18 protein-coding genes are annotated in these 21018 nt (G+C 61.2%); 11 read left to right on the top strand and 7 right to left on the bottom strand.

The genetic code is table 11. The annotated features are described in order from the left end of the window. Positions 1–59 precede the first annotated feature (59 nt). The gene (locus LOY68_RS15450) at positions 60–1112 is read left to right on the top strand and encodes an aldo/keto reductase (RefSeq protein WP_163909997.1); all 1053 of its coding nucleotides are present in this window, start codon (positions 60–62) and stop codon (positions 1110–1112) included. Between the two features lie 141 nt (positions 1113–1253). Here the strand turns inward: LOY68_RS15450 and speB are convergent, their stop codons facing one another. Together speB and LOY68_RS15440 are read right to left on the bottom strand one after the other, a co-directional pair. Continuing rightward, positions 1254–2213: an agmatinase gene (speB, locus tag LOY68_RS15445; RefSeq protein WP_163909996.1), complete on the bottom strand. Its 960-nt coding sequence runs from the start codon at positions 2211–2213 to the stop codon at positions 1254–1256. 13 nt (positions 2214–2226) lie between these two features. Next, positions 2227–3318, bottom strand: a complete 1092-nt coding sequence (locus LOY68_RS15440) for a polyamine ABC transporter substrate-binding protein (protein ID WP_265045630.1) — start codon at positions 3316–3318, stop codon at positions 2227–2229. A 99-nt stretch (positions 3319–3417) separates the two neighbouring features. Between LOY68_RS15440 and LOY68_RS15435 the strand changes: the two genes are divergently transcribed. The 3 genes from LOY68_RS15435 to LOY68_RS15420 all read left to right on the top strand — a co-directional run bounded on the left by LOY68_RS15435 (position 3418) and on the right by LOY68_RS15420 (position 6654). Then, complete coding sequence (locus LOY68_RS15435; protein WP_265045629.1) at positions 3418–4311, top strand: LysR family transcriptional regulator; 894 nt, start codon at positions 3418–3420, stop codon at positions 4309–4311. Between the two features lie 184 nt (positions 4312–4495). Further along, complete coding sequence (locus tag LOY68_RS15425; protein ID WP_265045628.1) at positions 4496–5944, top strand: nucleobase:cation symporter-2 family protein; 1449 nt, start codon at positions 4496–4498, stop codon at positions 5942–5944. Between the two features lie 53 nt (positions 5945–5997). Continuing rightward, complete coding sequence (locus LOY68_RS15420; RefSeq protein ID WP_265045627.1) at positions 5998–6654, top strand: TetR/AcrR family transcriptional regulator; 657 nt, start codon at positions 5998–6000, stop codon at positions 6652–6654. Between the two features lie 83 nt (positions 6655–6737). Here LOY68_RS15420 and LOY68_RS15415 read toward each other — a convergent pair whose 3' ends face one another. From LOY68_RS15415 to LOY68_RS15400, 4 genes are all read right to left on the bottom strand, one after another. Then, on the bottom strand, positions 6738–10316 hold the full coding sequence (locus tag LOY68_RS15415) for a molybdopterin-dependent oxidoreductase (RefSeq protein ID WP_265045626.1): 3579 nt from the start codon (positions 10314–10316) through the stop codon (positions 6738–6740). A 10-nt stretch (positions 10317–10326) separates the two neighbouring features. Continuing rightward, positions 10327–10803: a (2Fe-2S)-binding protein gene (locus LOY68_RS15410; RefSeq protein WP_265045625.1), complete on the bottom strand. Its 477-nt coding sequence runs from the start codon at positions 10801–10803 to the stop codon at positions 10327–10329. 358 nt (positions 10804–11161) lie between these two features. Beyond that, complete coding sequence (locus LOY68_RS15405; RefSeq protein ID WP_054046358.1) at positions 11162–11644, bottom strand: MarR family winged helix-turn-helix transcriptional regulator; 483 nt, start codon at positions 11642–11644, stop codon at positions 11162–11164. A 164-nt stretch (positions 11645–11808) separates the two neighbouring features. Beyond that, the gene (locus LOY68_RS15400) at positions 11809–12861 is read right to left on the bottom strand and encodes a 2,5-dihydroxypyridine 5,6-dioxygenase (RefSeq protein ID WP_123509603.1); all 1053 of its coding nucleotides are present in this window, start codon (positions 12859–12861) and stop codon (positions 11809–11811) included. A gap of 312 nt (positions 12862–13173) precedes the next feature. On the opposite strand from LOY68_RS15400, the gene LOY68_RS15395 reads away from it, so the two are divergent. From LOY68_RS15395 to LOY68_RS15365, 7 genes are all read left to right on the top strand, one after another. Then, positions 13174–14322: an FAD-dependent monooxygenase gene (locus LOY68_RS15395; RefSeq protein ID WP_265045624.1), complete on the top strand. Its 1149-nt coding sequence runs from the start codon at positions 13174–13176 to the stop codon at positions 14320–14322. Beyond that, entirely contained in the window at positions 14319–15137 is an 819-nt protein-coding gene (locus tag LOY68_RS15390) for an alpha/beta fold hydrolase (RefSeq protein ID WP_265045623.1), read from the top strand. Before LOY68_RS15395 ends, LOY68_RS15390 begins: the two co-directional genes overlap by 4 nt. A 20-nt stretch (positions 15138–15157) precedes the next feature. Continuing rightward, entirely contained in the window at positions 15158–15910 is a 753-nt protein-coding gene (locus tag LOY68_RS15385) for an Asp/Glu racemase (protein ID WP_163909988.1), read from the top strand. A gap of 12 nt (positions 15911–15922) precedes the next feature. After that, positions 15923–16555 (top strand): N-carbamoylsarcosine amidohydrolase, encoded by a 633-nt coding sequence (locus LOY68_RS15380; protein WP_265045622.1) that lies wholly within the window; start codon positions 15923–15925, stop codon positions 16553–16555. A 259-nt stretch (positions 16556–16814) separates the two neighbouring features. Continuing rightward, positions 16815–18125 (top strand): MFS transporter, encoded by a 1311-nt coding sequence (locus tag LOY68_RS15375; protein ID WP_054046370.1) that lies wholly within the window; start codon positions 16815–16817, stop codon positions 18123–18125. Between the two features lie 140 nt (positions 18126–18265). Beyond that, positions 18266–19345, top strand: coding sequence for a nucleoside hydrolase (locus tag LOY68_RS15370; RefSeq protein WP_265045621.1), 1080 nt, complete (start codon positions 18266–18268; stop codon positions 19343–19345). Between the two features lie 126 nt (positions 19346–19471). Further along, positions 19472–19945: an LEA type 2 family protein gene (locus LOY68_RS15365; RefSeq protein ID WP_054046374.1), complete on the top strand. Its 474-nt coding sequence runs from the start codon at positions 19472–19474 to the stop codon at positions 19943–19945. A gap of 128 nt (positions 19946–20073) precedes the next feature. On the opposite strand, the gene LOY68_RS15360 is transcribed toward LOY68_RS15365, so the two are convergent. Next, positions 20074–20997 carry a carbon-nitrogen hydrolase family protein gene (locus LOY68_RS15360; protein WP_265045620.1) on the bottom strand — a complete coding sequence of 308 codons (924 nt, stop codon included), beginning with the start codon at positions 20995–20997 and terminating at the stop codon, positions 20074–20076. Positions 20998–21018: the final 21 nt, after the last annotated feature.

Raw genomic sequence — 21018 nt, 5'->3', positions numbered from 1 at the left:
AAATACATGTCGATGATCATTTATATTTAACCCAAGCGTATTTCCTCAGGAGTGATCCCATGCATTACAAAGTCTTCGGCCGTAAAACCGGCCTGCGGGTTTCGGAACTGGCGCTGGGCGCCGGCAACTTCGGCACCGGTTGGGGCCACGGCGCGGAGCGCGATGAAGCCAAGCGGATTTTCGACGGCTACCTGGAAGCCGGCGGCAACTTCATCGACACCGCCAACGGTTATCAAAATGGTCAGTCCGAAGTGATGCTCAGCGAGTTCATCGCCGCAGAACGAGATCGTCTGGTCATCGCCACCAAATACACGATGGGCACGGATCGGGTTGCCGGCATTTCCTTCACCGGCAACAATCGCAAGAACATGGTTCGCTCTGTGGAAGAGAGTCTGAAGCGGCTCAAGACCGATCATATCGACCTGTTCTGGGCGCACATCACGGACGGCGTCACGCCGATGGAAGAAATCCTTCGCGGCTTCGATGATCTGGTGCGCGCCGGCAAGATTCACTACACCGGTCTGTCGAACTTCCCGGCCTGGCGCATTGCTCGCGCTGACGTGCTGGCCGAAGTGCGCGGTTTCTCGCCGATTGCCGCGATCCAGACCGAATACAGCCTGGCTGAGCGCACCGCCGAACGTGAATTGCTGCCGATGGCCGAAGCGCTTGGCTTGGCCGCAACCTTGTGGTCACCGCTGGGTGGCGGTTTCCTGACCGGCAAGTACCGCACCAACGACGAGAACAACCGCGCGGCCAAACTCGGCATGCTGATCCACGCCGAGAAAAGCGCCCGGGAAACCGCCCTGCTCGATACCTTGCTGGCGGTGGCTGCCGAACTGGAATCGACCCCGACGCATGTGGCGATTGCCTGGTTGCGTGAGAAAGCCAAGCGGTCGACCACGGCGCTGATTCCGATTCTGGGTTCGCGGACGCGTGAGCAACTGGATGCGACGTTGGGGGCATTGGAGGTGGCGTTGAGTGATGAGCAACTCGCGCGGCTGGATGCGTCGAGTGCTGTGGAACTGGGTGTGCCACATGTGATGATTGCCGGGTCGGCGGCGCGGTATACCGGGGTTGAGACCCTGGATTTGCCGAAGATTCCGGTGGCCTGAAAAAGCTTCGCGGGCAAGCCTCGCTCCTACAGGGACTGTGGAGATCCTGTAGGAGCGAGGCTTGCCCGCGAAGGCGGCTTAACATTCAACAGAGATGCTGACTGAACCACCGCTTTCGCGAGCAGGCTCGCTCCCACATGGTTACCTGTCGACTTTGTGCTTCGCTGCATACAGGCACAGCATCTCCATCGCCAACGTCGCCGCCGCCAGCGAGGTAATGTCCGCGCTGTCATAGGCCGGCGCGACTTCGACCACGTCCATCCCCACCAGATTGATCCCGCGCAAGCCGCCGAGAATCTCCAGCGCCTGCACCGTGCTCAAACCACCGCACACCGGGGTTCCAGTGCCCGGAGCGAATGCCGGATCCAGGCAGTCGATATCAAACGTCAGGTACACCGGGTTATCGCCGACCCGCGCCCGAATCGCTTCGACAATCGCCTCGCAACCCTGCCGATGCACCTGCCGCGCGTCCAGCACCTGAAAACCGATGTGATCGTCGTTGGTGGTGCGCAAACCGATCTGCACCGAACGCGACGGATCCACCAGCCCCTCCTTCGCTGCGTGCCAGAACATCGTGCCGTGATCCACACGCTTGCCCTCCTCGTCCGGCCAGGTGTCGCTGTGGGCGTCGAAGTGGATCAGCGACAACGCGCCATGTTTGCGCGCATGGGCCTTGAGCAGCGGATAGGTGATGAAGTGATCGCCACCGAACGTGAGCATCGCGCTGCCGGCATTCAAGATGTGCTCGGCGTGGGCTTCGATGCTTTCCGGCACCGACTGCGGCGTGCCGTAGTCGAAGTCGCAATCGCCATAATCAATCACCGCCAAGTGATCGAACGGGTCGAAGGTCCACGGCCAGTGGCGTTCCCAGGCGATCCCGGTGGACGCCGCACGAATCCCGCGCGGTCCGAAACGCGCGCCGGGGCGGTTGCTGGTGGCGGTATCGAACGGCACGCCGCTGACGGCCACATCGACCCCGCGCAAGTCGCGGCTGTAGCGCCGGCGCATGAAACTGGTAATACCGGCGTAGGTGCTTTCGGCGGCAGTCCCGTAGAGGCTGTCGCGGGTCATGGCCTGGTCGTTTTGCACAGGGACATCCATGGTGAGTTCCTTATTATTGGCGGCTACGGAAAGTGGTCCAGAGGCGAGTGCGCTGGCGCATGTCCTTGAGGCTCATGCTGCGGTCGGCGTACAAACGGTCGCGAACGTCGGCCAGCGGGTAGATATCCGGGTCGGTACGCACTGCTTCATCCACCAGCGGCGTCGCGGCGGTGTTGGCGGTGGCGAAAAACAGCGTGTTGGTCAGCGCGGCTACCGACTCGGGGCGCAGCATGAATTCGATGAACTGGCGAGCGGCTTCGGGGTGCGGCGCATCCTTGGGAATCGCCAGGTTGTCCTGCCACACCAACGTGCCCTCCTTGGGAATCCGGTAGGCCACTTCGTAAGGCTTGTTGGCCTTGCGCGCCTGATCGGCGGCCATGCTCGCGTCACCGTTGTAAGTCAGGGCCAGGCACACGCTGCCATTGGCGAGGTCATTGATCTGCCGACCGCTGGCGACGTAAAGCACATTCGGCTGCAACTGATGCAACAACGCCTCGGCGGCTGACAGATCCTTCTGATCGGTGCTGTAGGGATCTTTACCCAGGTAATGCAGCGCCAGGCCGATCACTTCCTGTGGTGAGTCGATGATCGCAATCCCGCAGTCTTTCAACTTGCTGGCGTATTCGGGCTTGAACAGCAAATCCAGGCTGTTGAGCGGTACGCCGGGCAAGCGTTGTTTCACCGCCTCGACATTCATCCCGAGGCCCAACGTGCCCCACGTGTACGGCACGCCGTAGCGATTGCCGGGATCGACCGCCGCGAGTTTTTCCAGCAAATCCGGATCGAGGTTGGCGTAACCCTTGAGCCCTTCATGGGGAATCGCCTTCAATGCGCCGGCCGCCAAACCACGGGCCAGGACACTGGAGGACGGCACCACTACGTCATAACCGCTGCCGCCAGTGAGCAATTTGGTTTCCAGCACTTCCGACGCATCGAAGGTGTCGTAGCGCACATGAATACCGGTTTCCTGCTCGAATTTCTGCAGGGTTTCGGGCGCCACGTAATCGGCCCAACTGTAGAGGTTGACGACGTTGTCCTCGGCCTGGGCTGACACGGCCATGGCAAGTAACAGCGCGGGAAAACACAGCTTGGAGAGAGGAGCCATGACAAACACCTGACCAGTTGGAGTGGTTGCAGCGTGCGCCCTCGGATACATTGGTGAAATATCAAGTTTGTTAACCTGACTTTATCCGGGAGTAATGTGATGCTCGGCCAACTGCATGATCTGGACCTGCAATTGCTGCGGCTGTTTGTCAGCGTGGTCGAGTGCGGGGGCTTCAGTGCGGCGCAAGGTGAACTGGGGCTGAGCCAGTCGAGCATCAGCCAGCAAATGGCCAAGCTCGAAACCCGCCTCGGTTATCGCCTGTGCAGTCGCGGCAAGGGCGGTTTTCGCATCACACCCAAGGGCGAGCAACTGTTGATCGCCATCCGTGGCCTGTTTGAATCCATCGAAACCTTTCGTCATCAATCCAATGGCGTCGCCGGACGTTTGATTGGCGAGGTGCGTTTGGGGTTGTCCGAAGCCCTCGATCAGTCGGTGCTGCAACGGGTGGCGGATGCGATCCGGCGCTTTCGCGAGCGGGACGAGTCGGTGCGCATCGAGTTGATCAGCGCCATGCCTGGGGAAATGGAGCGGCTGATGCTGCAACAGCGGCTGGACCTGGCGATCGGATATTTCTCACAGGTGCAAAGTGCTTTTGACTACCGGGAGTTGTTCAGCGAAACCCAGCATTTGTATTGCGCGCCGGGGCATCCATTGTTCAGCAATGAGGCGCCGGATGATCAGGCGTTGCAGGCGAGCGACCGGGTGGATCATCCGTATCGGTTTTTGCGCAGTGATGAGCCGTTTCAGGGGAAGTTATGTTCGGCGCGGTCGGAGCAGGTTGAAGGCACGCTTGCGTTTATTTTGTCCGGTAAGCATGTCGGTTATCTGCCGAGCCACTTTGCTCATAGCTGGGAGGACAAGGGGTTGCTGCGGGCGGTGCGTGTAGGAGAGATGAGTTTTGACGTGGGATTTCACCTGGCCCGGCATCGGGCGCAAGTGCCGGGGGATGCGCAGAAGGCGTTTGAAGAGGATTTGTTGGCGGCGTTTGCTTGAGCCCACCGCAAATTCCCCTTGTGGGAGCGAGCCTGCTCGCGAAAGCGATGTATCAGTTGATAGAGATGCCAGCTGACAGGACGCCTTCGCGAGCAGGCTCGCTCCCACAGGGTTTTGTGTAAGTCGACAAGTTTTCTGGCATCCTGCGCCTCCATTTTCTGACCCGGCCCCTGGCGCTTTCCTCGTGACCCCATCCGAACACGCAAAACCCCAGCCCCGTTCCGACCTGATCTACGGCCTCAACGACCGCCCTCACCTGACCGCCACGGTCTTCGCCGCCCTGCAACACGTGCTCGCCAGTTTCGTCGGCATCATCACCCCGACCCTGATCATGGGCGGCGCGCTGGGGTTGCAAAGCGAAATCCCCTACCTGATCAGCATGGCGCTGTTCGTCTCCGGCCTGGGCACCTTCGTTCAGGCGCGGCGTTTCGGCCCGGTGGGTTCCGGTTTGCTATGCCTGCAAGGCACCAGTTTTTCCTTTATCAGCGTGATCCTCAGCGCCGGGTTCATGGTCAAGGCCAGGGGTGGCGGCACCGATGAGATCCTGTCGACGATCTTCGGCGTGTGCTTTTTCGCCGCGTTCATCGAAGTCGTCCTGAGCCAGTTCATCGGCAAGCTGCGGATGCTGATCACCCCAGTGGTCACCGGGACGATCATCACGTTGATGGGTCTGTCGCTGATCAAAGTCGCGATGACCGACATCGCTGGCGGCTTCGGCGTGGCGGACCTCGGCGCCAGCCATCATCTGCTGTTGGCTGCATTGGTATTAGGGACCATCGTGGTGCTGAACCGCGTCGATGTGCCGTTCCTGCGCCTCGGCGCGATCGTGATTGGCCTGACCCTCGGCTACGTGGTCGCCTGGCTGATGGGCGATGTCGATTTCGCCAGCCTGCCCGCCGTGCCGCTGGTGAGCGTGCCGGTGCCGTTCAAGTACGGCTTCAACTTCGATTGGGTGGCGTTTGTGCCGGTGGCGGTGATTTTCCTGGTGTCACCGCTGGAAGCCGCCGGCGACCTGACCGCCAACTCGATGATTTCCAGACAACCGGTCAAAGGCCCGATCTACATTCGCCGGATCAAGTCCGGCCTGCTCGCTGATGGCCTCAACTCGGCCATGGCCGCGGTGTTCAACAGCATGCCGATGGTCACCTTCGCGCAGAACAACGGCGTGATCCAGCTCACCGGCGTGGCCAGCCGTTACGTCGCGTTTTTCATTGCCGGCCTGTTGGTGTTGCTGGGCCTGTTCCCAATGATCGGCGCGGTGCTGCAACTGATGCCCAAACCGGTGCTCGGCGGCGCGGAGCTGGTGATGTTCGGCACCGTGGCGGTGGCCGGGATCAAGATCCTCGCCGAAGCCGGCCTGCATCGGCGCAACATGCTGATCGTGTCGATTTCCCTGGGCATGGGCCTCGGGATCGCGGCGGTACCGGAAGTGTTGCGGGAATTGCCGCTGGCGCTGCACAACATCTTTGAATCGCCGATCACCGTCGGTGCGTTGTGCGCGATCATCCTCAACGTGTTCCTGCCGGAAGAATTCATGGAGCTGGAAGAGGATGATTTCGACCCGGAAGCCTCGATCCTGCAGGTCATGGAAAACCCGCAAGCCAGCGAATCGGCGCCAAGCCTGAACCGCTGAAAGGACCGTGCTACATTCGCTACGACTCTGTCTGGCACAAGGTTGACCGCACGTTGAACAAGAAGACCGGTATCCGGGCCGCCCAGGCCCAGCAGACCCGCACACGGATTCTCGAAGCGGCGGTGAAAGTGTTCACCCGCGACGGCTATTCCGGAGGGCGGGTCGAGAGCATTTCCCGGGAGGCCGAATCCAACGACCGCATGCTCTATTACTACTTCGGCAGTAAGGAGCAGCTGTTTATCTGCGTGCTGGAACACACCTACGAGCAATTCAACAAGGCCGAAAGCCGATTGAAACTGGACCTGAGCCAGCCGCTGGTGGCGTTGCAGGATTTGGTCGCGTTCGTCTGGCATTACTACGTCAAGCACCCGGAATTCGTCGCGATCCTGAGCAATGAAAACCTGCACAACGGCAAGCATGCACAGCAGTCCAGCGAATTGCGGCGGTTGTCGGGGGAAGCGGTCGGGGTGTTGCGGCCGATCATTGAAGCGGGTCAGGCCCAGGGGCTGTTTCGCGAGGTGCTGGACATCAAGCATGTGTATTTGATGATCGCCTCGCTGTGTTATTTCTATAATTCCAACCGGCATACCCTGAGTTCGTTTCTGGGGGAGGATCTGGCGGATAAGGGGCAGCAGCAGGATTGGTTGGGGTTTATTCAGGATTTGGTGGTGCGGGGGGTGATGAGGTTGCCCGAGCCGGATTTGCGCTGATTGGGACGGCCCCTTCGCGGGCAAGCCTCGCTCCTACTGGGATCGCGCATAACCTGTAGGAGCGAGGCTTGCCCGCGAAGCTCTTAATGGCTGCCGGGATTCGCCCGCAGGTACGCCACCTTCGACTCCAACCCTTCCCACCCCGGCGCATTCCCGGCAAACCGGCTCCGCAAATACGCCGCCAATTCCGCCACCTGAGTATTCGACAGACTGTCCTTGAACCCCGGCATATACCCCAGATCCTTGGTCGCCGGCGTATCGATGCCCTGCAAGATCACCTTGATCAAATTGTCCGGCAGATCACTGTGCACATTGGTGTTAGTCGCCAGCGACGGGCTCACGCCAAACAGCTTCGGCCCCAGGCCATCGGCATGACAGGCCTTGCACGAACCTTCGAAGACTCGCTGGCCGTTGCTCAACGAAAGACTGGGCGCCGGGCGCGTGGCTTTCTCCACCACTTGCGCCTCGGCCTGCGCGCCATTGAGTGACGCCAGGTACACCGCCATCGCACGGATATCATCCTTGGGCAACTTCGCCAATTCCGTGACCACCGGCCCCATCGGCCCGGTCGCCACGCCATGTTCGGCGGAATAACCCGTGCTCAGGTAACCGAACAGTTGATCCTCGGTCCACGGCGTCGGCGATTTGGACAACCCATTCAGCGCCGGCGCCTCCCAGCCATCAACCATCCCGCCCGCGAGGAATGCAGCACCGCCCTTCTCCGCGCCCATCAAATTGCGCGGCGAATGACACGCCGCGCAGTGACCCAAACCATTGACCAGATACGCGCCGCGATTCCATTGCTCGCTGCGTTCAGGCTGCACGCTGATTTCCCCTTTGCGCAGAAACAACGCATTCCACCCCGCCATCAACGGCCGCAGGTTGAACGGGAAGCGCATGTCGTTGGCTTTCGCCGGTTGACTGACCGGGGCCTGCGACATCAGGTACGCGTACAACGCCTGCATGTCCGCATCGTTGATGTTGCGAAACGCCGTGTAAGGAAACGCCGGGTACAGGTTGCGCCCGTCGCGACCAATGCCATCGCGCATCGCCCGTTCGAACGCGGGATAGGACCAACTGCCGATCCCGGTTTTCACGTCGGGTGTGATGTTGCTGCTGTAGAGCGTGCCGAACGGCGTCTGCATCGCCAGGCCACCGGCGTTGGTCGCGCCACCGGGTGCGGTGTGGCACACCGCGCAATCGCCGACCGCCGCCAGCAAACGTCCGCGCTCCAGGGTCGCGGCTGACCAGGTGCCGGCGCTCGGCGGGGCAATCGGCGCGATTTCAGCGTGGAATGGCCACGCGGTCGCGGCCATGCCGAGCACCGCGCCGAACGCGGCAAACAGTGAACCGAACAGCCATTTCGAACGCTTGGTCGGGGATTTCGGCGGCTCATCACAAGTCCCGGCATTCAGCGCGGCCAAGACCCGTTCCGGAGTGATCGGCAGTTCGCGAAAACGAATCCCGGTGGCGTCGTAGATCGCGTTGGCAATCGCTGCCGCGCTGGGCACCGACGCCGATTCGCCGGCGCCCATCGGTGGCTGATCCTGACGCGGCATCATCAGCACGTCGATCTGCGGCACTTCCGGGAAAGTCAGGATCGGGTAACCGCCCCACTCCTTGCTCGCCACCGTGGATTCTTCGAAGGTCACGCGCTCCTTGAGCACGCGGCTGGTGGACTGGATCACGTTGCCGTGAATCTGATGCTGTACGCCTGCGGGATTGATCATCATCCCCGAGTCATGGCCGATCACCACACGGGTGACTGAGACATCGCCGGTCTGGCGGTCAATCGCCACGTCCGCCACCCACGCCGCCCACGCGGCGCCGAAACCGGGGAACTTGCTGTGGATGTAGCGCGCGTAGGCAAAGCCGCGACCGCGCAATAACTGGTCCTCATTCGGGGTTTGCATCGGCGCGGTGCGCGGGGTCCAGGCCGCGCGTTCGGCGGTGGATTTGACCAGGTCGATGGCGCGTTCATCGTGTAGATAACGCAAGCGGTATTCCACCGGATCGACGCCAGCGGCGAATGCCAGTTCATCGATATACGACTCATGGGCGAAGGTATTCGGCAGCGCTGAAACCCCGCGCATCCACGAGGCGCGGACAATCGGCGCCATGTCGTTGATGGTTACGCGCATGTTTTCGAAGTCATAGGGCGGGATTGAGGTGCGGTCGCCCATCTCGAACATCGCCGCCACCGGTTCGACTCGCCCGGTCAGCAGCAAGGCCAGGGTCGGCGCGCCGTTGGATGGGTAGCTGGTCTGGAAGTCATACGCGGCGACGCTGCCATCGGCGTTCAAGCCGCCATCGACGTCCATCAGTTGCGCGGTGCCTTTGGGTTCCCACAAATGCTCTTGCTCGCGAGTCAGTTGCACCCGCACCGGTTTGCCCACGGCGCGGGACAACAGCAACGCATCGGCGCACACGTCGTCGGCACAGTTACGCCCATAACAGCCGGACGCTTCCATGCGAATGACCTCGATGGCTTCTTCTTCGCACTCCAGCAACCAGGCCAGGTCAGCGCGCAACAGATGTGGATTCTGGCTGCCGGACCACACGCGAGAACCCGACAGCTGATAATCCGCCACTCCGCAGGACGGGCCGATTGAACCGTGCATCTGATATGGCCACATATAGGTGCGCGGCATGCGCTGGGCGGCGTTGGCCAGGGCTTCGTCGACATTGCCCTGATCCAGCACTACTCGTTGCACGCGCGGGTTATCGCGGATGGCCTGCTCGACGTTGTTTAAATCCGGCAGCCCTTGGTTCCAGGCTTTCCAGGTGATTTTCAACGCCTGGGCAGCCTTGATCGCCTGTTCTTCGCGCAACGCCACTACGCCGACGAAATCGCGGATCACCACCACCGCAACGATCCCGGCGATGTGCGCGATGGAGGATTCGTCGACTTCCAGCAGGCTGTTGCCGACGAAATCGCCGCAATCGAGCCCGGCATACGGCGGGCGAATCACCCGGCCGTGGAGCATGTCCGGCACGCGCATGTCGTGGACGTAGGTGAGTTCGCCCGTGGCTTTGGCCGGGATATCCACCCGTGCAGCGCCCTTGCCCACCAATCGATAATCGGCGACGGGTTTCAACGGCGCGGTGCCGGAGATGCGCAGTTCTATGTGTTCGCCGCTGACCAACTCGGCGTAAGTCGCGGTTCGACCGTCCGGCGCGAGAATCACCCCGGCTTCGATTTTCAAGACATCTGGCTCCACAGCCCAACGCTCAGCCGTCGTTTCCAGCAGATAGCGCCGTGCTTCGGCGGCGGCATTGCGCAACGGAATCGCGGAAATCTGCAGCGTCGCACTGGCAATCGTCGCGCCCTGATTCGGCGCGCGCTCGGTGTCGCCGAGCACCATGCACACCTGCTCCAGTTGCAGGTCGAGTTCTTCGGCAACGATCTGCGCCAATGAGGTGCGAATGCCGGTGCCGAGGTCGACGTGTCCGTTGAACGCATACACGCGCCCGTCGTCGCTGATGGCAATGAACAGCCCCAGCTCCTTGGGCTTGATCAGCGGCGTACCGCCCTTCGCCACCGGGCCGGACGGCGGCAGGATGTCGTCGACGATCAGCAGCACGCCGGTCTTGGCCAGCAGTTGGTCGCGGGTTGGTGTGGAGAGCGGGATGGAGAGCGGGATGGAGTCAGTCATGGTCATTGATCCACCTTCAAGGCATTTGACGGGCGGCACGCAGCACCGCGCGGAGGATTTCGATGTGGGTGCCGCATCGGCAGAGGTTGGCTGAGAGTTCGTTGCGGATCTGGGTTTCGCTGGGGTGCGGGATGCGGTCGAGCAAGGCCTTGGTGGTCATGATCATGCCGTTCAGGCAATAGCCGCATTGCGCCGCTTGCTCGTCGATAAACGCTTGTTGCACCGGGTGCGGATCGGCGCGGGTGCCGAGGCCTTCGAGGGTGACGATCTGCCGATCCACCGCGCCGGCCAGCGGAAACACGCAAGAACGCGCGGCCACGCCGTCGATGATCACCGTGCACGCGCCGCACTCGCCCAGGCCGCAGCCGTACTTGGGGCCATTGAGTTGGAGGTCATTGCGCAAGATCAGCAATAACGGCGTATCCGCCATGGCGGTGACGGTGGTGGTGAGGCCGTTGACCTCAAGCGCTACGGTGATTTCCTGGCTGCTCATTCGCTTCGCCTGCTTCGTTTGATGAAGTGGCTACTACACCAAAAGGTCGAAAAAAACGTCGCGGGCCGGATGGGGTTGTGGCGTCGCGACACACTCGACTGGTGAAGTGGCTACTACATGAAACAAGAGCAAAAACGATGCCAAAGGCACATGCAAGGTCTGTAGCAGCTGCCGAGGTACGAGGCTGCGTTCGGCTCATGTAGCAGCTGGCGAAGCCTGCGTTCGGCTGCGAAGCAGTCGTGATATCAGCCAGCGCGGTGTTTCAGGAAGACTGTGTGCTCAAATTTCACGACTGCTTCGCAGCCGAACGCAGCCTCGTACCTCGGCAGCTGCTACACAGAGCGCGTTTAGCCTGAGATCAGTCCTGCGGGTCGTCGATCATTTTGCGCAGCAGGAACAGCACCGCGACCCGTTCGGCCGGGTTGAGGTTGCTCAGGGTCAGTTCGGTGATTTTCCCGGCGCAGGGCACGGTTTGCTGCACCAAACGGTCGCCCGCTTCGGACAGGCCGACGATGACTTTGCGCCGGTCTTGCGGGTCGGGTTCGAGGGTGATCAGTTCCCGGGCCTTGAGGCGTTCGACGATGCCACGAATGGTCGCCTGGTCCACGGCAGTGGCCTTGACCAGTTCAGTCAGGGAGCTGGGACCGTGATCGCGCACGGCGCACAGGGTCACGAATTGCACCGCCGTGAGCTGCGAATCACCGACGTTCTGCTGAAAAATCGCCATGTGCCGCTGATAGGCCTTGCGCAGCAAATGCCCGACTTGTTCGGAAAAAACATAGGAAGAATCAGGAGTTTCAGGCACGGCAGACTCGAAAGACGATGAGTGGTGGGGAGGCATGATGGACAGGTTGGGGAGCGGACTCAAGAGAAGCAGTCCTTTTGGATCCGCCACATCCCCTGTAGGAGCTGCCGAAGGCTGCGATCTTTTGATTTTGTTTTTTTAGATCAAGATCAAAAGATCGCAGCCTTCGGCAGCTCCTACAGGGGGGGTGGCCATGCGAATCAGCGAACCCGCGAAGCCTCCGGCGCCACTACATCCCCGCCAATCACCACCGCCTGATCATCCAGGTACACATCGCAATTACGCAACGGGATGTCCAGGTGGCACGGGGTTTTGCGTTTGCCGCCGACTTCGGTGTTCGGCCCGGTGGAGAACAGGAAGTTGCCGTAGAACGCCCGGGCGTCCATGCACATGCCGTCGTTCTTGTCGTGCAGGCCCATGGCGGTCCACTGGGCTTTTGGCTGCAAGCCCCAGCCGATATGGGAGATGCCGTACACCTCCGGATCATTGAAATACTTCATGTAGTCGCGCAGGTATTCAGCCTCGAAGCCACCGTGGATCGAGGTGATAAAACCCTTCTCGATCTCCAGCGTGATCTTCTCCCGGGTGTAGGTCTTGAACGGCAGCACAATGTCGCCGATGTCCAGCACCAGCACGCCTTCGGCGGTTTCTTCGTTGGGCCAGGAGAACAGGAAACCGCTGGGCCAGTGGTCCCAGCGCCCTGGTTCATCGGCGAAACCGTACTCGGTCACCGCCGGATATTGCCCCAGCGCCGCACGGAAATCGCTGCCGGCGCGTGAGGTGACGTGGATCGAACGCGCCTGTGTCAGCAGCTTCTCCGCCGCCATCACCCGCACCTTGTCGGCCTCAGTCGGCAGCATCCGCGCCAGTACTTCCGGGGGCTCGACGGCCAATAGAATCCGCGTGCCGGTCTTGAGGATCTGCTCCTGTTCCGGCGAATGCAGCAGCATCATCGTGTCGACAATCAGGTCCGCCGCTTCCAGCGCCCGTTGCGCCGCGATATTGCCGGTCAGCGCGGTGTCGCCGCAGTAGGCGGTCATGTCGTTGCCCATGGCCGTCGGGTGGTTGAACGACGGCAATTCCACCGCGTAGACCTTGGCCCCCAGGCGCTGCGCGGCGTCCATCGCGGCGCGCACGGTGCGCGGGTCGGAATAGTGGCTCTTGAGCACGGCGACGCTCTGGGTCGCATCGACCTTCGACAGCTTCAACACGTGCTCGAACATCTGGGTCAGTTCGCAATCGCTTACCGGCATTTTCCTGTCTCCTCAATCGTCTGCTGCGCACCAAGTCGAGGCGCCCTGCCTCACCCTAGTGCATTTTTATAGTGTGTACGCCATTTGTTATCGATAAGACATCAAATGCGAGCGGACTGCAAGTACCAGACCACAACGTTACCAACCCACACAAACCCAACAAACAAAGGTTACATTCGGTGTCATTCGCAAAAAACCGCTTAAAATTAATTTTTACCAGCGGCTCTTTCTTTTTGAAAAATACAGCGTATACACTTTAAAAACCTTGCGGCGACCCAGCCAGCGACCATTCGAAGAAGAGGAACAAGCCCCATGGCCAATACGCAAAAAATCGCCATCGTCGGTGCAGGTCTTGGCGGTGCAGCCGCCGCGACATTGTTGCAACAAGCCGGGTTCCAGGTGGACATCTACGAACAGGCCCCGGAGTTCTCCCGCCTCGGCGCCGGAATCCACATGGGCCCGAACATCATGAAAATCTTCCGGCGCATGGGCATCGAGCAGCAGCTCGACCTGATGGGCTCGCACCCGGATCACTGGTTCAGCCGTGACGGCTTGAGCGGCGACTACCTGTCGCGCATCCCGCTGGGGGATTTCGCCCGCAAGGAATACGGCGCGTCCTACGTCACCGTGCACCGCGGCGACCTGCACGCCTTGCAGATGTCGACGATCAAACCCGGCACCGTGCACTTCAACAAACGCCTGGAAACCCTCGAAGAAACCGACACCCAGGTGCGCCTGACTTTCGCCGACGGCGAAGTCACCTACGCCGACATCGTGATCGGTGCCGACGGGATCAATTCGAAGATTCGTGAAGAATTGCTCGGCGCGGAAAAACCGCTGTACAGCGGCTGGGTCGCGCACCGCGCATTGATCCGTGGCGATCAACTGGCCAAGCACGATTTGAAGTTCGAGGACTGCATCAAGTGGTGGACCGAGGACCGGCACATGATGGTCTACTACACCACCGGCAAGCGCGACGAGTACTACTACGTCACCGGCGTGCCGCACCCCGAATGGGATTTCCAGGGCGCGTTCGTCGATAGCAGCCGCGAAGAGATGTTCGAAGCGTTCCAGGGTTATCACCCGACCGTGCAGGCGCTGATCGAGTCCACCGAAAGCGTGACCAAATGGCCGCTGCGCAACCGCAACCCGCTGCCGCTGTGGAGCCGTGGTCGCCTGGTGTTGCTCGGCGATGCCTGCCACCCGATGAAACCGCACATGGCCCAAGGCGCCGGCATGGCCATCGAAGACGCCGCGATGCTGACCCGTTGCTTGCAGGAAACCGGCCTCGGCGACTACCGCACCGCGTTCGAACTCTATGAAGCCAACCGCAAGGAACGCGCCTCCCGCGTGCAGTCCGTGTCCAACGCCAACACCTGGCTGCGCACCCAGGAAGATCCGGCCTGGGTCTACGGGTATGACCTGTACGCCCAACCGCTGAAATCGGGGGTGGCCGCGTGAGCACTTTCGTCCATGGCGGCAACGTCCAGGCCAACGGGATTCGCCAGCACTACTTGCGCTACGGCGGCAAAGGCCCGGCAATGGTGCTGATTCCTGGCATTACCAGCCCGGCGATCACCTGGGGGTTTGTTGCGGAGCGTCTCGGCGAGCATTTCGACACTTACGTGCTCGACGTGCGTGGCCGCGGCCTCTCCTCCACCGGCCCGGATCTGGATTACAGCGCCGACACTTGCGCCGACGATATCGGCGCGTTTGCCCAAGCGATGAAGCTCGACAGTTATCACTTGGTCGGCCACTCCATGGGCGCGCGCTTTGCCGTGCACAGTGCCGTGAAGCATCCGGCTGGAGTGAACCGTTTAGTGCTGATCGACCCGCCCGTGTCCGGCCCCGGTCGCCGTGAATACCCGAGCAAATTGCCGTGGTACGTCGATTCGATCCGCCAGTCATTGATCGGAATGGATGCCGAGGCGATGCGCGCCTTCTGCGCCACCTGGACCGATGAGCAACTGCAGCTGCGCGCCGAATGGCTGCACACCTGCTACGAACCGGCGATCGTGCGCGCCTTCAACGATTTCCATGACGTGGATTTCCATCAGGACCTGCCGAAACTCCAGCAACCCGCATTGCTGATGATCGCCGGCCGTGGCGGTGTGATCCAGCCCGAGGACGAAGCGGAAATCCTCGACCTGCAACCGAACATTCGCAGCGTCCACGTCGCCAACGCCGGGCACATGATTCCCTGGGATGACCTCAACGGTTTCTTCGCGGCATTCGGTGATTTCCTCGGCCCACGTCTGACCTCTCATTTGAATTAAAAGCAATCCGGGAGACATTTATGCTCAAGCCTTACCGCATCGGCCAGATCGTGCCGAGCTCCAACACCACCATGGAAACCGAGATCCCGGCGATGCTCACCGCGCGCCAGTTGATCCGCCCGGAGCGCTTCACTTTTCACTCCAGCCGCATGCGCATGAAGCAGGTGCGCAAAGAAGAACTGGCAGCGATGGACGGCGAATCCGACCGTTGCGCCGTGGAGCTGTCCGACGCCAAGGTCGATGTGCTGGGTTATGCCTGTCTGGTGGCGATCATGGCCATGGGGCTCGGTTATCATCGCCAGTCCGAGCAGCGGCTGCGCAAGGCTACCGCCGATAACGATGCGAATGCCCCGGTGATCACCAGTGCCGGTGCCTTGATCGAAGGGCTGAAAGTCATGGGCGCGAAACGCATCGCCATCGTCGCGCCGTACATGAAACCGCTGACCGAACTGGTGGTGGATTACATTCGCGAAGAAGGCTTTGAAGTGGTGGATTGGCGTGCTTTGGAGATCCCCGACAACCTCGCCGTTGCGCAGCACGACCCGGCGAACCTGCCCGGCATCGTGGCCGGCATGAATCTGGAAGGTGTGGATGTGATCGTGCTCTCGGCCTGCGTGCAGATGCAGTCGTTGCCGGTGGTGGCGCAAGTCGAAGCGCAAACCGGCAAACCGGTGCTCACAGCGGCCATCGCCACCACCTACGCCATGCTCAAGGCCCTGGACCTGGAACCCATCGTTCCCGGCGCAGGCGCCCTGCTCTCCGGCGCTTATTAAGAGGTGCGCGACATGAGCGAACAAACCGCCAACGACAATTATCAGGGCGTGTGGGGTCAGCGTATCGGGTTCGGGCAGAAAGCCGCGTTGCTGATGATCGATTTCATGCGCGGCTACACCACCGAAGGCGCGCCGCTGTTTGCGCCCGGTGTGGTCAGTGCGGTGGCTGAAAGTGTTGAGTTGCTGGCCAGCGCCCGGCGCGTGGGCATCCCGGTGGTGCACACCAATATCCGCTACCATCCCGGCCATTTCGCCGATGGCGGGATCTGGGTGAAAAAAGCCCCGGTGATGAAGGACATGGTCGAGGGCAATCCCTTGGCGGCGTTTTGCGAAGAGGTGTTGCCTCAGGAAAATGAAGTGGTGATCAGCAAACAATACGCCAGTGCGTTTTTCGGCAGCAGCCTGGCCTCGATGCTGCACGCCCAAGGCATCGACACCGTAGTGCTGGCCGGTTGCTCGACCAGTGGCTGCATTCGGGCGACAGCGGTGGATGCGGTGCAACACGGTTTCCGCACCATCGTCGTGCGCGAGTGCGTCGGCGACCGACACCCGGCGCCCCACGAAGCCAACCTGTTCGACATCGATAGCAAGTACGGCGATGTCGTCAGCAAACAGGAGGCCATCGCCCACTTCGAAAAAATGTAATGCGTGCCACAAGAACCGCGCCATTTAGAGCGTTGGTCTTGGTAAAAAACTGAGGCCCAAACCCTGTATGCGACCTGTAGGAGCAAGGCTTGCCCGCGATGGCGACTTCAAAGACGCCTTCGCGAGCAAGCTTTGCTCCTACACAGGGTGTGTGACCTCAGTCTTCTGACACTGCCTTTGGACGTCGCTTTTGCAGCGCGCCAGAGCGCTGGAAAAAGCGGCTGTATAAAAACCATAAGTCACCGCCAGGAGACATCCGATGCCCATTGCGAACGCAGCACCCGCGACCACGGTCGCCGACCCGATTCAAGCGCTGTACCACAAGATCACCTGGAAGCTGATTCCGTTCCTGTGCTTCTGCTACCTGGCCGCGTACCTCGACCGGATCAACATCGGCTTCGCCAAACTGCAGATGCTCGATCAACTGCACTTCAGCGAAACCGCGTTCGGCCTCGGCGCCGGGCTGTTTTTTGTCGGCTACATCCTGTTCGAAGTGCCGAGCAACCTGGTGCTGGAAAAGGTCGGCGCGAAAATCTGGATCGCCCGGATCATGATCACCTGGGGCCTGCTCTCGGCCTGCACCATGCTCGTGACCTCCACCACCCAGTTCTACGTTCTGCGCTTCCTGCTCGGCGCCGCCGAAGCGGGTTTCCTGCCGGGCGTGCTGTATTACCTGACCACCTGGTTCCCGACCTATCGACGCGGCCGCATCATCGCGCTGTTCATGATCGGTTTGCCACTGTCCAGCGTGATTGGCGGGCCATTGTCCGGTTGGGTGATGAGCCATTTCGACAGCCTCGGCGGTTTGCGTGGCTGGCAGTGGCTGTTCTTGATCGAAGCGGTGCCAAGTGTGTTGCTCGGCGTGCTGACCTTCTGGGCGCTGCCGAACAGCTACCAGCAAGCCAAGTGGCTCAACGATGATGAGAAAGCCCTGCTGGAACAGGAACTGCGCGCCGACGAAGCGAGTGCCGGCGACAGTAAACACAGCTTTCGCGACGGCTTCTTCAACCTGAAAGTGTGGATGCTCGGTGGTATCGATTTCTCGATTCTGCTCAGCGCCTACGCCATGGGTTTCTGGATGCCGACCTTCATCCGCAACGCCGGGATCGTCGACACCTTCCACATCGGCATTCTCACCGCATTGCCGAGCGTCGCCGCGCTGCTGGGCATGCTGCTGATCGGCGCCAGTTCGGACAAACACCGCGAACGCCGCTGGCACATCATCGTGCCGTTCCTGGTCGGCGCGGCGGCCATGGCCACTGCACCGTTCTTCGTGCACAACGTGGTTGCGACCGTGGCGCTGTTCGCCATTGCTTCGGCGGCGATCATCGGCGCGGTGCCGGTGTTCTTCAGCCTGCCGGCGACCTTCCTCAAAGGTACGGCGGCGGCTACCGGGTTTGCGCTTGCCTGCTCGCTGGCGAACATTGCCGGGTTGGTGAGCAACTCGCTGATGGGAGTGGCGATTGATGTCACGGGCAGCAGTGCCGGGGCGCTGTGGTTCTTTGCCGGGTGTTTGATCCTCAGCAGTTTCCTGGTGATCGCCCTGCCGGCCAAACTGGTAAACCGCTGACACACTCAGCCCCGTAGGAGCTGCCGCAGGCTGCGATCTTTTGATCTTGCTTTCAAAGGCAAAATCAAAAGATCGCAGCCTTCGGCAGCTCCTACATGGAATGTGTCAGCCGCCCAATACAAATGATCAGGTGAGTATCCATGCAAGGTTTGATCAAACGCTGTGCCCTGCTTGTCGCCGCCGGCCTGTGCGCCGGTTCTTTGCAAGCAGCGGAAAAAGTCATCTTCGACACCGACTTCAACGTGCTCAACGATGACGGCCAGGCCTTCATCATGCTTGCCCAGTTGCACGCGCAAAAACGCATCGACCTGCTCGGCATGACCCTGGTCAGCGGCAATGCCTGGGTCGATCAGGAACAGGTCGACGCGCTCAAGGCTGTGGAGCGCATGGGCGTGGAAAAGGACATCGGCGTGTATTCCGGCGCGGCGTATCCGCTGCTGCATGACTTCGCCACGTATCCGCAGGAGCAATCCCTGTTCGGCGCCGGCTGGCCGGGAGCGTTCAAGGCGCCGCGTCCGACCTCCGCCGCGCAATTGGTCGCACCACCGGACGGCCTCGCTACCCACACGAAACTGCGCAAGGAAACCGCCGCGCAGTTCATCGTCGACAGCGTGCGCGCCAATCCGCATGAAGTGACGTTGCTGGCAGTCGGGCCGCTGACCAATATTGCGCTGGCGATCCGTTCCGCGCCGGACATCGTGCCGCTGATCAAACGCATCGTATACATGGGTGGCGCCCTGGAGATTCCGGGCAACACCACCCCGGCTGCCGAGTTCAACTGGTGGTTCGACCCCGAGGCGGCGAAGATCGTCCTGCGCTCGCCTGTCGAACATGTGATCTTCCCCAACGACGTCTGCGAGAAAGTCACCTTCGATGCCTCGGTGTACAAACGGGTGATCGCGAAACCGGGGGCCATTGCCGACCTGTACAAACACGAATTCGGCCCGCTGTTCGACAAGGATCCGGCGTATCACAGCTTCACCTGGGACAGCCTGCCAGCGTTGTTTCTGGTGCAGCCGGACATCGTCACCGAATCCCGGGATTTGTGGGTGGATGTCGACGCGCAGTTCGGCGCCGATTACGGCCGCGCGCTGGGCTACAAGAAAAGCCCGCCGGTGGGCACGCAAAAAGCCAAAGTGGTGTTCGCCATCGACCAGCAGAAATTCTGGGACGGCTACGTCAACCTCGTGACCTTGCCGACCCCGGTCAAGGGCCGCTGAAACCCCAAGCAATCATGAACAAGTGACAGCCTCGGGCGAACCCCTCACAGTGAGCGTGGTCGCACAGGTGAACCGCCAGTTTTTGCCCGATGGCGGTTCAGTCCCTTTTTCTGTCGAGAGCCCTTCATGCGCAGACTTCTTGCCCTGTCCCTTTCCCTGCTGTTGCTCTCCCTGAGCGCCTGCGCGCTGTTCCCGAATCGCGATCCGCTGAACATCAATGTGGTCGGCATCGAACCTTTGCAAAGCCAGGACCTGGAAGTGCGCTTCGCGGTGAAGATCCGCGTGCAAAACCCGAATGAAACTCCCATCGATTACAACGGCGTGGCGCTGGACCTGGAAGTCAACGGCCAGCCATTGGCGTCCGGTGTCAGCGATCAGTCGGGAACGATCCAGCGGTTTTCCGAAACCGTGCTGACGGTGCCGGTGAGCGTCTCGGCGTTCTCGGTGTTGCGCCAGACCCTCGGGCTGAGCCAGACCCAAACCCTCGACAACCTGCCCTACGTGCTGCGCGGAAAATTGGCGGGCGGATTGTTTGGCACGATGCGGTTTGTGGATACCGGGAAGCTCAGATTGCCGGGGCCAAACGCTGCCACCTGGTAATCCCGCCGAGCGCCGTCCCTCGTAGGAGCTGCCGAAGGCTGCGATCTTTTGATCTTGATTTTCAAAGGCAAGATCAAAAGATCGCAGCCTTCGGCAGCTCCTACAGGGTTTCAGCGGTCCACCATGGGTTACGCGGTGAATCGCACGCCCGGTTTGGCCCGCCCATCCACACTCAGCTCGAACACATCCGGCCGCGCATAGTGCCCGACCACATCGAAGTCGTAGCGCGCACGAATCAGATCGTCGGTATCGATTTCCGCCGTCAACAACCCCGGCCCACCCCGCAACGGCCCGGCCAACACATCACCCATCGGCCCGACAATCACGCTGCCCCCCGCAATCAATGGCCGATCCGCCGGCCAGTTGGCGATTTCTAAACCCAGGGCTTGCGGCGATTCCTGCACCTGGCACGCGCCGACCACAAAGCAGCGGCCTTCATGGGCGATGTGGCGCATGCTCACTTGCCACATCTCGCGCTCGTCCACGGTCGGCGCACACCAGACCTCCACGCCCTTGGCGTACATCGCGGTGCGCAGCAGCGGCATCATGTTTTCCCAGCACACCACCGCCGCGAGACGCCCGACCTGGCTGTCGATCACCGGCAGCGTCGAGCCATCGCCCTTGCCCCAGATCAGCCGTTCGGTGCCGGTCGGCATCAGTTTGCGGTGCTTAGCGACCAACCCGGCCTGCGGATCGAAGTACAGCGCAGTGCAATACAACGTGCTGCCCGCGCGCTCGATCACGCCAATCACCAGGTTGGCCCCGGTGCGCGCCGACAGCCCGGCCAACGCTTCGGTTTCGACGCCAGGCACGTCGATGGCATTGGCGAAGTACCGCGCAAACGCCTCACGACCCTCCGGCAGGCGATAGCCCAACTGCGTGCCAAAAGCTTCACCTTTGGGATAACCACCCAGCAGCGCTTCCGGCATCACCACCAGCGCGGCGCCGGACTCGATGATCGCGTTTTCCCAAGCGAGGATCTGCTCCAGCGTTTCGCCCTTGCCACCGGGCAAGGCGCCGATTTGCAGGGCGGCAACGATTGACTTGGACATGTCTTTAACTCCGACGGCAAT

The sequence above is a fragment of the Pseudomonas sp. B21-053 genome (genome assembly GCF_026016365.1).
GTDB lineage: Bacteria > Pseudomonadota > Gammaproteobacteria > Pseudomonadales > Pseudomonadaceae > Aquipseudomonas > Aquipseudomonas nunensis.
Note: the sequence above shows the minus strand (reverse complement) of the source record. Positions and strands in the feature narration are given on the sequence as shown.